The organism is Lentzea sp. NPDC051213, from assembly GCF_044455585.1.
Taxonomy (GTDB): domain Bacteria; phylum Actinomycetota; class Actinomycetes; order Mycobacteriales; family Pseudonocardiaceae; genus Lentzea.
Genome location: NZ_JBITEX010000001.1, coordinates 1,102,063 through 1,114,877 on the forward strand (window position 1 = coordinate 1,102,063; position 12,815 = coordinate 1,114,877).

Sequence of the window (12,815 nt, forward strand, 5' to 3'; positions counted from 1 at the left end):
ATCTGCTGCAATGGCGTCAGGGGCGGCGCACCGCCCCTGACGCTGCTTGAGTCCGCAGGCCGGGTTCGGGGGAGCGGCGCAGGCGCAACGGGGGTGTGGTGACGGTCGAGTTCCGGGTGCTCGGAGAAGTCGAGGCGATCGTCGACGGACGCGCGGTCGACCTGGGGCCGTCGCGCCAGCGGTGCGTGCTGGTCGCGTTGCTGGTCGACGCGAACAGGGTCGTGTCCCCGGACCAGTTGATGGACCGGGTCTGGGGTGACCGTGTGCCGCACAGCGGCAACAACGTCCTGTACAGCTACCTGTCGCGGCTGCGGAAGGCGCTGGGGATCGCCATCTCCAAGCAGTCGGGCGGCTACGTCCTCCAGGTCGACCCGGAGACGGTGGACATGCACCGGTACCGCAGGCTGACCGAGCAGGCGCGCGGTTCCGATGACGTCGCCTTGCTGGACGAGGCGCTGGCGTTGTGGCGTGGTGTGGCCCTGCGGGGCATGGAGACGCCGTGGGCGGACAAGATCAGGACCGCGCTGCACCGCGACCGGTTGGAGACCGTGCTCGACCGCAACGAGCTCGCCCTCGGCCGAGGGCGTCACGCGGAGCTGGTTCCCGAGTTGCAGGCGTTCGCCGCGGAAGAGCCGTTGGACGAACGTCTCGCGGCGCAGCTGATGCGCGCGCTCTACCTGGGTGGGCGGCCGGCCCACGCGCTGGAGCACTACGAGCAGGTCCGGCGCCGGTTGTGCGAGGAACTCGGTGTGGATCCCAGTCCTGTGCTCCAGCAGGTGCACCAGCAGATCCTCACTGAGGCTCCCGTGCTCGTGCCCGAGCAGACAGGTCCCGTGCACGCCCTGCCGCACGACGTCCTGGACTTCACCGGACGCGACGAGGAGCTCGCGCGCCTGCTCGGCAGCGTCGGCGACCCGTCCGGCTCCACGATGGTGATCGCCGCGATCGACGGCATGGCCGGTGTGGGCAAGACCGCGTTGGCCGTGCACGCCGCTCACCGCCTCGCCGCACGCTATCCGGACGTGCAGCTCTTCATCGACCTGCACGCGCACACCGCCGATCGGCAACCTACGGACACTGCTGCGGCTCTCAGCACGTTGCTGCGTTCGGTGGGAGTGGCGAGCGAACGCATCCCGCCAGGGCTGGACGAACGCGCCGGGCTGTGGCGTTCCACGCTCGCGGGCCGCAAAGCCCTCGTGGTGTTCGACAACGTCGCCAGCGCGGCCCAGGTCCGCCCGTTGCTGCCCGGCGGTACCGGCTGCCTGGCGCTGATCACCAGCAGACGCAGGCTGACCGACCTCGAATCGGCCCGCACGCTGTCGTTGGACGTGCTGCCGCATCTCCAGGCGGTGGCCCTGTTCACCAGGGTTCTCGGCGACGAACGGCACGACCCGGAGGCCGTCGGCGAGGTGGTCGGCCTGTGCGGGCACCTCCCGCTGGCGATCAGGATCGCGGCGGCGCGGCTGCGGTCCCGTCCGGTGTGGACGGTCGCGCACCTGGCCGGCCGCCTGCGCGCCGGGCTGAGCGAGCTGGCGACCGGCGACCGCAGCGTGGCTACCGCCCTGCAACTGTCGTACCGGCAGCTCACCGAGGCGCAGCAACGGTTGTTCCGGCTGCTGGGCCTGCATCCCGGTGCCGATTTCGACGGGTGGTCGGCCGCGGCTCTCACGGCCGCCGGCGTGGCAGAGACGGAAAGAACCCTGGAGGAACTGGTCGACCTGCACCTCCTGCACCAACCGGAACCGGGCCGGTACCGGATGCACGACCTCCTGCGCATGTTCGCCGTCGAGCTCGCCGCCGAGAACGACAGCACCGACTGCAGGCAGGACGCCCAGACCCGGCTGCACGACCGATACCTCTCCACCGCTGCCAGGGCGGTGGACATCGTCGCGCCGGGCGACGACCACGTGCGCACCCCCGCCGACCTCCCCGGTCCGGTCCTGTCCGGCTACCCCGAGGCGATGGCGTGGCTGGAACGCGAACGGGAGAACCTCGTGGCCACCGCGACTTCGGGGTCGCACACGGGTGAGCTGTCCACGACCCTGCTGCGCTACCTGGACCTGCGCGGCTACCACGACGACGCGCTCGCGTTGCACAGCCACGCCTACGCCACCGTCCGCGGTAGTGGTGCCGTCGAGGCGGAGTGCCAGGCGTTGGGCAACCTCGGCACCGCGTACGAGCGGCTGGGCCGGTACGACGAGGCGGAAAAGCGCCACCGCAACGCCCTGGACCTGGCCAGGGCGGCAGGCGCACTGCCGCTGGAAGGCCGCACTCACAACAACCTCGCCAACGTGTACCTGTTCGTGGCGGACCACCACAACGCGCTCACGCACTACCGGCAGGCGCTCGACATCGCCGTGCGGACCGGAAACCGCATCGGCCAGTGCCGCTCGGCCAACAACCTCGGCATCGTCCACGAACGGCTGGGCCAGTACGAGGAAGCCATCGTCCAGCACACCGAGGCGCTGACCGTCGCCGAGCAGATCGACGACGTGGCCGGTCGCGGCTATGCGTTGCACAGCCTGGGATTCGTCTACCGCCGGCTGGGTCGCGCGGACGAGGCGCTCAGCCACTTCCAGCAGGCCGTCGACATCGCCGCGAAGACCGGCAACCGGAGCCTGGAGGGCTACACGACGCTGGGCCTGGGGCTGCTCCTGGCCGACCTGGGCCGGTTCGCGGAGTCGTCCACCAACCTGCACAACGCGCTCTTCGTCGGACTCGGCACCGGAAACCAAGGCCTGCACACCGAAGCGCTCAACGCCCTCGGCGAACTGGCCCGGCTCGCCGGTGACTCGGCGCGCGCACTCGTCCACCACCGCGAAGCTCTCGCGATGGCCGAGGACACCGGTGATCGATACCAGCAGGCCTGCGCCCACGACGGCCTGGCTCACGCGCACCACGCGCTGGACCAGCAGGCCGAGGCCCGGCAGCACTGGCGCAGCGCACTGACCCTCTACGTCGGGACCGGCGTTCCAGAAGCCGATGCCGTCCGCCTTCGACTGTCCACTGCAGATGTTCGTCCCGCAGGAGCTGATCTGTGAAACTGTTCTCCGCCTTGGCGGCCGTGGTGTTGTTCGCCGCGATCCCTGTTCCCTCCGCGCAGGCCGCCATCATGGGAACCTCGCCGGGCACCCAGATCTACTACGTGGGATCCGTGCAGGAAGCCTCCGGAACGCACCTCTGCGGAAGTGTGCTCACTCAAGAGGCCTGGGTCATCACCGCGAAGCAGTGCGTCCAGGGCAGAACGCCCGAGTCGATCAACATCCGACTCGGATCCCGCTACCACGCGAGCAAGGGTGATGTCCTGCCCGTTGTCCGCATCATTCCGCATCCCACCAGCGATGTGGCGCTGATCGGGCTGGGCAAGCCGTCCAGCGTCGTTCCGGTGCACGTCGCCGAGCGCCCGGAGCCGGCCGGTGAGAAGGGCAAGGTGCTGGGCTGGGGCCAGACCTGCCCGACCGCCGGGTGCGGCGGCCCGACCGCGGAGCTGCAGGCCGTGCAGGCCCGCGCCGAGTCGCGGTCGGCCTGTGGTGCTGAGGGGGATCGACTCTGCACGTCGTATCCGAACGGCGGCGGCCCCTGCTTCGGTGACGAGGGCGGTCCACTGGTCTCGGCAGACGGCATCTCGTTGTTCGGACTCGTTCCCAGCCGGGTTCCCGGCGCGAGGAACTGCGCCGAGGATCGGCCGCCGCTGATCGACCTGACCGTGCTGCGCGGCTGGATCGACCAGCACACCGGCTGACTCGGTTCGTGGCCCGTCAGGCCGGGGGATCGGTGATGGTCAGGGTCAGGGCCGAGTCGGCGACCGTGACGACGACGTGCTGTCCGCCGCGCAACTCGCCCGCGAGCAGCGCGCGGGACAGCCGCCGGTCGAGTTCCCTGCCGATGGTGCGGCGCAGCGGCCGGGCGCCGTACTCGGGGATGTAGCCGCGGGCCGCGAGCCAGTCGACGGCCTGTTCGTCGACGTCCAGCGTGATGTTCTGCTGGCGCAGCCGTTGGCGGGTGCGTTCGAGCAGCAGCGCGGTGATCTGCCGCAGCTGGTTCGCGTCCAGTCCGCGGAACAGGATGATCTCGTCGATGCGGTTGAGGAACTCCGGGCGGAAACAACGGCGAACCGTGGCCATCAACGGCTCCCGCAGCTGCTCGACCGGGACACCCGAGGTGGCCGCGGCGAGAAGCTGGTCGGCGCCGATGTTGCTGGTCATGATGATCACGGTGTTGGCGAAGTCGGCGGTTCGTCCCTGGGCGTCGGTGAGCCTGCCCGCGTCGAGCACTTGCAGCAGCATGTTGAAGACGTCGGTGTGCGCTTTTTCGATCTCGTCCAGCAGCAGGACCGAGTACGGAACGCGCCGGACGGCACCGGTGAGTTGACCGGCGTCCTCGTAGCCGACGTACCCCGGTGGCGCGCCGACCAGCCGCGCGACCGTGTGCTGCTGCGAGAACTCGCTCATGTCGAACCGGATCAGCCGATCCTGCGAGCCGAAGAGAGCCTCGGCCAGCGCTCGTGCGACTTCGGTCTTGCCCACCCCCGTCGGGCCGAGGAACAGGAAGGAGCCGACGGGCTGGTGCGGGTGCTTGAGGCCCGCACGGCCCTGGCGGACCGCGTCGGCGACTGCCTCCACCGCCTCGTCCTGCCCGACGATCCGCTTGTGCAGCTGGTCCTCCAGGTGCAGCAACCGATGCCGTTCGGCCTCGGTGAGCTGGGCGACCGGGATGCCCGTGCTGCGGGACACGACCTCGGCGACGTCGTTCGCTCCGACCTCGGGCGCGTTGGCCAGCGCGGTGCGAGCAGCCTCCAGGTCGGCGATCGCCCGGTCGAGCTCGTTGTCGAGGAACAGCGGGTCCTCGCCCTGTGCGGCGGCCCGTTCCCGCTCCAGCCGTCTCACCCGCTGCTCGAGCCGCACCGGATCCGGTGGCATCGCGGACTTTTCTCGCAACCGGACTCGCGCGCCCGCGCGGTCCACGACGTCAACGGCCTTGTCCGGCAGGAACCGATCGGTGACGTAGCGGGCAGAGAGCTCCACGGCGGCCACGATCGCCTCATCCGTGATCCGCACCCCGTGGTGCATCTCGTAACGGGTGCGCAGGCCGCGGAGGATGGCGATCGCCTCGTCGACCGATGGTTCGGCGACCAGGATCGGCTGGAACCGCCGTTCCAACGCGGCGTCCTTCGCGATGTGCCGCCGGTACTCTTCGGCCGTGGTGGCCCCGATGACCTGGAGCCTTCCGGTCGTCAGCGCGGGTTTGAGCATGTTCGCGGCGTCCAGCGGCGCGCCTTCGGCACTGCCCGCGCCCACCACGGTGTGCAGCTCGTCGATGAACAGGACCACCATCCGGTTCGTCGCGGCCACCTCTTCGATGACGCCCTTCAGCCGTTCCTCGAACTCGCCCCGGTACTTCGCTCCGGCGACCATGCCCGCCAGGTCCAGCGAGATCACCCGCCTGCCCCTCAGCGTGGCGGGCACCTCGCCGCTCGCGATCCGTGCCGCGATGCCTTCGACGATGGCGGTCTTGCCCACTCCCGGATCCCCGATCAGGACGGGGTTGTTCTTGGTGCGCCGCGACAACACCTCGAGCACCTCGTCGATCACCTCCTCCCGGCCGACCACGGGATCGAGCTGGCCATCCCGTGCCGCGGCGGTGAGGTCGCGTCCGAAGTGGTCTGTTCGCCGCGTCGCGGACAGGGGCTGCCCCAGCCCGCTGAACAGCTTTCCGACCAGGTCCTCCCACGAGCTGGACCCGAAGCCGAACACCCAGTCCTCACCCACCGCGGCCACCTCCACCCGATCGAAGGGTGTACGTCTCAGATCCTCCGCCTCGTGGCCCATGAACACAGGCCAGACCGTCTGGTGGCTTGGTTCTGCACGGCTCGTCAGCCGGCGTCCTCAGGGGTGCCGTACTCGTCGTGGCGACGCCACCACTGGTACGGCGCCTCCTGCGGGTAACCCTCCGGCGAGTCCTCCCACTCCTCCTGGCGGCCGAGCGGGGTGAGGTCGAGCAGGCTCCAGACGTTGCCGGTCTGCTCTGCCGCGCGCCCGTTGGTGAAGTAGGTGCGGTAGATCCCGGTGCTGTCGCGGATGAAGACGTTGAGGCCGAAGTACTCGTCGACGCCGAAGTCCTTCGAGAAGTCGTCCCGCGTCGTGTACCAGGGCACGCCGTCCCAGCCCATGCGGGCGCGGTAGCGCCTGATGTCGGCCTGCGGAGCGGGGGAGACCAGCACGAACGTGACGTCGCGGGCGTTCAGGTGTGCGAGGTGGCCGAGGTTGTCGGTGAACATCGCGCAGCCGCTGCACCCGCCTTTGGGCCAGTCGGCGACGCCAGGCTCGAAGAAGTGCCGGTAGACGATCAGCTGGCGCCGCCCGTCGAACAGGCCGGGCAGGCCCACCTCTCCCTCCGGCCCCTCGAAGGAGTACTGCTTCTCGACCTGGATCCACGGCAGGCGGCGGCGTTCCGCTGCCAGCGCGTCCTTCGCGCGAGTGTGCTCCTTCTCCTTGCGCAGAAGCTCTTCGCGGGCCGCGTTCCACTCCTCGGCTGACACGACAGATGGCATCTTCATGGATTCGCCGTTCCCGTGCTGCCGGGTCCGCAAACTCGCGACCGACGTTTGGCGGTGGGCGGTGACCGGCTCGGGTGCCAAGCTGGTCGGCGAGAGACTCGCGCACGATGACAACGTTGTCACGAACCGCCGCCGCAGTGAGGAGCGGGGAAACCATGCGTTTGAGGACGCTGTTCGTGCTGAGTGCGACGGTCGCGGCGACCATGACCGCGCCGCCGGCCGTGGCACAACAGAATCTGACTTCTTTCGTGAACCCCTTCATCGGCACCACCAACGCGGGCAACGTCTACCCCGGTGCGGTGCGGCCGTTCGGGATGCTCTCCTGGAGCCCGACGACCACCAGGGGTGACCAGACCGGCGCCGGTGCGGCCGGCGGCTACCAGTACACCGTCACCCGGATCCGTGGCTTCGGGTTGACGCACCTCAACGGAACCGGGTGCACCCCAGGCGCGTCGGGGGACATCCCGATCATGCCGCACGCCGGAGACGTGACGTCGTCTCCTTCGGCGGACAACACGGACCAGATCTACGCGAGCAACTTCTCGCACGCCAACGAAAGTGCTGAGCCCGGCTACTACCGCGTGGGGCTGGACTCCGGCGTGAACGCCGAGTTGACCACCACCCTGCGCACCGGCACCGGCCGGTTCACGTTCCCGGCCGGCCGACCGGCGAACCTGCTGTTCCGCACCTCGAACTCGTTGTCCGGCAGCGGAAACGCGTCGGTGCGGATCGACCCGTCCGGGCGCCGGGTGAGCGGATCGGTCGACGGCGGCGGATTCTGCGGGCGCACCTCGGGCGGTGTGGCGAACCAGCGCGTCTACTACCGGTTGTTCTTCACCGCCGAGTTCGACCGGCCGATCACCTCGCACGGCACCTGGCGCGACGGAACCCTGTCCCCGGGAAGCACTTCCGGTTCCGGCGGCGAGGGATTCGGGACCACGCAACGGGTCGGCAAGGGATCGGGTGGCTACGTCGGCTTCGACCCCGGCGCGGACCGCACCGTCACCGCGCGGGTCGGCATCTCGTACGTCAGCCTGGCGAACGCGGAAGCGAACCTGGCCGCGGAGAACCAGCCGGGGACGCCCTTCTCCGCCGTGCGGGCGGCGGCGCGGGCGCACTGGGAACAGACGTTGAGCCGGATCCAGGTGGGCGGTGGGACCACCGCGCAGCGAACGACCTTCTACACCGCCCTGTATCACGCGCTGCTGCAGCCGAGCGTTGCCAACGACGTCAACGGCGAGTACTCGGGATCGGACCTGCGCACGTACCGGCTGAGTCCTGGCCAAGGCGCGCAGTACAGCACCTTCTCCGGCTGGGACGTCTACCGATCGCAGGTGCAGATGCTCGCTCTGCTGGAGCCACGGGTCGCCGGCGACTACGCCCAATCGCTGCTGAACTACGCCGATCAGCGCGGTGGCGAGTGGGATCGCTGGCTGCACAACAACGGGAAGACGGCGGTGATGTCGGGCGACCCGTCGGCGCCGACCGTCGCGGGCATGTACGCCTTCGGCGCCGAGAACTTCGACGTCTGGCGTGCCTTCTCGTCGTTGGTCACGGCCGCCACCGTGCCGACGGCGAACGACCTGTCGAACAACGGCTGCCCGGTCCAGTGTCCTGGGCAGCGCCCGTCGCTCGACCGATACATGAGCCTTCACTACGTGCCATCGGACAACTGCCACTGCTGGGGCGCGGCCGCGGAAACCCTGGAGGACGCCACGGCTGACTACGCGCTGGCCCAGCTCGCCGCACGGCTCGGAGACACTCAGCGGCGGCAGCAGTTCGAGCAGCGCTCCGCGTACTGGCGCAACGTCTTCGACCCGGCCGTCAGGTACATGCGCAACCGGGCGTCGAACGGCACCTGGGCGCCGGGGTTCACGCCGGGCACCGGCACCGGCTTCGTCGAGGGGACCAGCGCCCAGTACACGTGGATGGTCTACCACGACGTGGTGGGGCTGGCCGCGGCGATGGGCGGCAAGGCGGCAGCGGCGGCCAGGCTGGACGGCTTCTTCCACGACCAGAACGGCAACTGGGACCTCAGCGGCACGACCCCGACGCGGTACAACGCGGGCAACGAGCCCAGCATCCAGACACCGTGGCAGTACATCTACCTCGGCCGCCCCCACCAGACCCAGGAGACGCTGCGGCAGATCCTGAACACGCTGTGGACCACCGGAACCGGCGGCATCCCCGGCAACGACGACCTCGGCACGATGTCGTCGTGGTACCTGTTCGCCGCGATGGGCATCTACCCGCAGGTGCCCAGCCGCGCCGAACTCGTGCTGTCCGCGCCGTTGTTCACCAGGGTGGAGATCCGGCGCGAGAACGGCAGGACGATCGTCATCGAGGCACCGCAGGCGTCCGCGCAGAACAAGTACGTCCAGACCCTGTCGGTCAACGGCGTGTCCTCGAACCGGGCCTGGGTGCCGGAATCGCTGGTGCGTGAGGGCGGAAGGCTGACCTACACCCTCGGTCCGACGCCGAACACGGCGTGGGGTGCGGCCCCGGCCGATGCCCCGCCCCAACTCGGGACCGGCTGACGACTGACGAGCCGCCCCGGTTTGCCGGGGCGGCTCCCAGGCAGGCTAGTTTGCCCAGGTGAGTCTTCTAGATGACGTGGCCGAGCGCGACGGCTGGCGATGCTGGGTGTGCGACGAACCGGTCGACCCCGACATGTCGGTGAACGACGCGCGAGGGCCCAGCGTCGACAGCCGGACCGCCGACCGGAAGGCCAAGGTCGCCGAGCGGCTCGCGCACCGCGGGTGCAACACCCGCAAGGGCGCGGTCAAGGTGGTCATCGCCTGGCCGGACCGGCTGCACGTGGCCGAACCCGCGCCGCTGATCACCGTTGCCGGGAGGCTCGAGCGCAAGGGCGGCCGCGAGATGGTCGCCCGTTGCCCAACCAGGCAGGACGCCCAAGAGGCGGCGGACTGGCTGGTGGACCGGTTCTCCCGGCTGGTGCCAGGGCTGCCGGTGACCGCCGGCATCGAGGCGGGCGGCGGCCAGTTCCTAGTCGTCCTGGCCGCCGGACGCCGCTGACGTCACTTCCGCCAGAACAGGTGGTGGGTCACCCCGCTCGAGCTGGGCACGACGTCGAGGTGGAACCGGTCGAGCAGCTCGTCGGGCGACTTCCACAGCGGCACCCCGTAACCGAGCTCGACGGGTGACACCGCGACGTGCAGCGTGTCGATGAGGTCGGCGTCGAGGAACGACCTGATGGTCGTGGCGCCGCCGCCGATCCGGACGTCCTTGCCCTGCGCGGCCTCTTTAGCGAGCCGGAGGGCCTCGGCCGGCTCGCCGTTCACGAAGTGGAACGTCGTGTCGGAGAGGGTGAACGACGGCCGTTCGTGGTGGGTCAGGACGAAGACCGGGGTGTGGAACGGCGGTTCGTCGCCCCACCAGCCCTGCCAGTCGTGGTTCTGCCAGGGGCCGCGGTGCGGGCTGAACTTGTGGGCGCCCATGATCTCCGCGCCGATGTTGTGCGCGAAGTCGCGGGTGAAGTAGTCGTCGAGGCCGCGGCTTCCACCGGGGTCGGTGCGGTTGGGCCAACTCGCTGTCGCACCTGCCCACGCGAACATGGCGCCGGGATCGGCGTGGCCGAACGGCCTCTCGAAGGTCTGGTCCTCACCGGCGCCGAACCCGTCCCGCGACACGACGAAGTTCTGGACCTTCACCAGCTGGGTCATGGGGCTTCCTTCCGCTCTTGGTCGATGATTGGACCGCGGCAGCCGCCTGAACTCATCGGTCCTGGCTGAAAGAACTCGCTACGCAGTCGGTACGGGGTGACCTTCCGAGGCCTGCACGACGACGATGCCCTGACCCGAGAGCGCGAGCTGGTAGGCCTCGCCCGAGCCGCGTCCGATGACCGCGCCGAGCTTGGCCGTCTTGCGGATCGAGGACTTCAGCGAGGTGGACCAGAGGACGGCGGACTGCATGTCGACGAACGTCGGCACGTCCACGTTCAGCACGACCGGCGTCCCGTAGGCGGTGACGGCCAGCGCTCCGGTGCCCGTGAACGTGGTGTTGAACAGGCCGCCGCTGATCATCGACGCGCCTTCGGTGCGGTTGATGTCCCACTTGAGCGAGCTGTCGAAGGCGAGCACGTTCCTGCCGTTGACGGTGACGCCCTCGTTCTCCAGGTACAGCACGAAGATCTCGTCGGCGTCCTGGGCGAGGAACACGTCTCCGCTGCCCGACACCTTCATCAGCGACATGCCTTCGCCGGTGAAGGCCTTCTTGAACATCTTGCCGAGGCCGCCGCTGCCCTCGTAGGCGAAGTCGACGTCACCCTGGTAGGCGACCATCGATCCCTGCTTGGCGAAGAAGAACCCGCCGCTGCCGGTGAGGTCCACCTTGAGCATGCGTTCGTTCTGCAGTTGGAAGCTTCCCGGCTCGACGGACCGTTCCTGGTGGTTGAACAGTGAGCTGCGCATGCCCAGATCATGCACGGTGGCGACCACGGCTGCGGGCCCAGGCTGATCATGTGTAGGATACCTAACAGCGCTATGCATCGAGCAGTTAGGGTTAGGGGGTCTCATGAAGGTCGCCAAGGACCTCGTCGCCGCCTCGGCCACCCCGATGGTGCTGGGCATCCTGGCCGAGGAGGACAGCTACGGCTACGCGATCCTCAAACGGATCAACGAGCTGTCCGGGGGAGAGCTGGACTGGACCGAGGGGCTGCTGTACCCGTTGCTGCACAGGCTCGAGCGGCTCGGGCACGTGGAGTCCTACTGGCAGTCGGTCGCGGGGGAGCGGCGGCGCAAGTACTACCGGGTCACCCCCGGTGGGATGGCCGAGCTCGCCGAGCAGCGCCGTCAGTGGGACACCGTCGTCGACACGCTCAAGGGCCTGTGGCGCGACTCCAATCCGTTCGTCCTGATCCCGTTGGGGGTGCGCGCATGAGCGACGACCTGGAAGCCCAGTTCGCCGAGTGGCGGCGGTACGTGCAGAGCCGCCCGGAGCTGCGGCAGGCCGACGCCGACGAGCTCGAGGACCACCTCCGCGGTTCCGTCGACGAACTCGTCGCCGCCGGCCTGCACACCGACGAGGCGTTCCTGGTCGCGGTCAAGCGCATGGGCAGCCTGGACGACCTGTCCCGCGAGTTCGCCAGGGAACACTCGGAACGGCTGTGGAAACAGCTCGTGCTGACCGGCGAACCCGACAGCCCGGTGGCCGTCACCCGGTCGCGCCGCGACCTGCTGGTCATGATCGTCTGCGCCCTTGGCGCAGCCGCGTCGATCAAGCTGCCGGAGCTGTTCGGCCAGCGGTTCGAGCAGGACGGCGGGTTCTACGCGCCCAACATGGGCCTGTTCGCGCTGCCCTGGCTGGCGGCTTTCCTCGCGTGGCGCAGGCAGACGCCGCCCCTGGTGATCGGTGCGCTGGTGGCGTTGTTCGCCCTCGGCGCCGTGGGGGCCAACGTCTACTCGCTCGGCGACGAGTCCCAGTCGCTGGTGCTCACCACGATCCACCTCGTCATCGCACTGTGGTTCGTGGTCGGCGTGGCGTACGTGTCCGACGACCTGCGCTCGTCCCGCCGTCGCATGGACTTCATCCGGTTCACCGGTGAGTGGTTCGTCTACTACGTCCTCATCGCACTCGGCGGCGGCGTGCTGACCGGTCTCACGTTCGGCACCTTCGAAGCCATCGGGATCTCGCCGCAGAACTTCGTGGCGCACTGGCTCGTGCCGTGCGGCGCGATGGCGGCCGTGGTCGTGGCGGGCTGGCTCGTCGAGGCCAAGCAGAGCGTGGTCGAGAACATCGCCCCGGTGCTCACGCGGCTGTTCACGCCGTTGTTCACCTTGGCGCTGCTGGCTTTCCTCATCGCGTTCGGCTTCTCCGGCGGCGGCATCAACGTCGAGCGGGAGGCGTTGATCCTGTTCGACGTCCTGCTGGTCGTGGTGCTGGCGCTGCTGCTCTACTCGATCTCGGCCCGCGACCCGTTGGCCCCGGCCGGCGTTTTCGACAAGTTGCAACTCGGGCTCGTGATCAGCGCGCTGGCCATCGACGTGCTGGTGCTGCTGGAGATCACCGGTCGCATCAGCGAGTTCGGCACCACCCCGAACAAGGCGGCGGCACTCGGCGAGAACGTCCTGCTGCTGGCCAACCTCGCGTGGTCGGCGTGGCTGCTGTTCGGCCTCGTGCGCGGCCGCACCCCGTTCGCCGCGCTCGAACGCTGGCAGACCGCCTATCTCCCGGTGGTCGCCGTGTGGGCGTGGATAGTGGTCCTGGTGTTCCCACCAGTGTTCGGTTATCTCTGATCGGC

The 12,815-nt window shown here is 69.2% G+C and carries 10 protein-coding genes; 6 read left to right on the forward strand and 4 right to left on the reverse strand.

Annotation, left to right across the window (positions count from 1 at the left end; all coding sequences use genetic code 11):
- The first annotated feature begins 98 nt into the window (after positions 1-98).
- Together ACIA8G_RS04790 and ACIA8G_RS04795 are read left to right on the forward strand one after the other, a co-directional pair.
- A complete protein-coding gene (locus tag ACIA8G_RS04790) occupies positions 99-3,041 on the forward strand; it encodes a tetratricopeptide repeat protein (protein WP_396416900.1) in 2,943 nt (980 codons plus the stop codon).
- Positions 3,038-3,742: a S1 family peptidase gene (locus ACIA8G_RS04795; RefSeq protein ID WP_396416901.1), complete on the forward strand. Its 705-nt coding sequence runs from the start codon at positions 3,038-3,040 to the stop codon at positions 3,740-3,742. Before ACIA8G_RS04790 ends, ACIA8G_RS04795 begins: the two co-directional genes overlap by 4 nt.
- Positions 3,743-3,758: 16 nt before the next feature.
- Here the strand turns inward: ACIA8G_RS04795 and ACIA8G_RS04800 are convergent, their stop codons facing one another.
- Both ACIA8G_RS04800 and ACIA8G_RS04805 read right to left on the reverse strand, forming a co-directional pair.
- A complete protein-coding gene (locus tag ACIA8G_RS04800) occupies positions 3,759-5,768 on the reverse strand; it encodes an ATP-dependent Clp protease ATP-binding subunit (protein ID WP_396416902.1) in 2,010 nt (669 codons plus the stop codon).
- 104 nt (positions 5,769-5,872) lie between these two features.
- Complete coding sequence (locus ACIA8G_RS04805) at positions 5,873-6,556, reverse strand: DUF899 domain-containing protein (protein ID WP_396416903.1); 684 nt, start codon at positions 6,554-6,556, stop codon at positions 5,873-5,875.
- A gap of 155 nt (positions 6,557-6,711) precedes the next feature.
- Between ACIA8G_RS04805 and ACIA8G_RS04810 the strand changes: the two genes are divergently transcribed.
- Complete coding sequence (locus tag ACIA8G_RS04810; protein ID WP_396416904.1) at positions 6,712-9,093, forward strand: GH92 family glycosyl hydrolase; 2,382 nt, start codon at positions 6,712-6,714, stop codon at positions 9,091-9,093.
- A 58-nt stretch (positions 9,094-9,151) separates the two neighbouring features.
- Positions 9,152-9,592, forward strand: coding sequence for a hypothetical protein (locus ACIA8G_RS04815; RefSeq protein WP_396416905.1), 441 nt, complete (start codon positions 9,152-9,154; stop codon positions 9,590-9,592).
- Positions 9,593-9,594: 2 nt separating this feature from the next.
- Here ACIA8G_RS04815 and ACIA8G_RS04820 read toward each other — a convergent pair whose 3' ends face one another.
- Together ACIA8G_RS04820 and ACIA8G_RS04825 are read right to left on the reverse strand one after the other, a co-directional pair.
- Complete coding sequence (locus ACIA8G_RS04820) at positions 9,595-10,239, reverse strand: dihydrofolate reductase family protein (RefSeq protein WP_396416906.1); 645 nt, start codon at positions 10,237-10,239, stop codon at positions 9,595-9,597.
- 78 nt (positions 10,240-10,317) lie between these two features.
- A complete protein-coding gene (locus ACIA8G_RS04825) occupies positions 10,318-10,986 on the reverse strand; it encodes an AIM24 family protein (protein ID WP_396416907.1) in 669 nt (222 codons plus the stop codon).
- 103 nt (positions 10,987-11,089) lie between these two features.
- Here ACIA8G_RS04825 and ACIA8G_RS04830 point away from each other — a divergent pair, with 103 nt between their 5' ends.
- Positions 11,090-11,455: a PadR family transcriptional regulator gene (locus tag ACIA8G_RS04830; RefSeq protein ID WP_396416908.1), complete on the forward strand. Its 366-nt coding sequence runs from the start codon at positions 11,090-11,092 to the stop codon at positions 11,453-11,455.
- Complete coding sequence (locus ACIA8G_RS04835) at positions 11,452-12,810, forward strand: permease prefix domain 1-containing protein (protein WP_396416909.1); 1,359 nt, start codon at positions 11,452-11,454, stop codon at positions 12,808-12,810. Before ACIA8G_RS04830 ends, ACIA8G_RS04835 begins: the two co-directional genes overlap by 4 nt.
- Positions 12,811-12,815 lie beyond the last annotated feature (5 nt).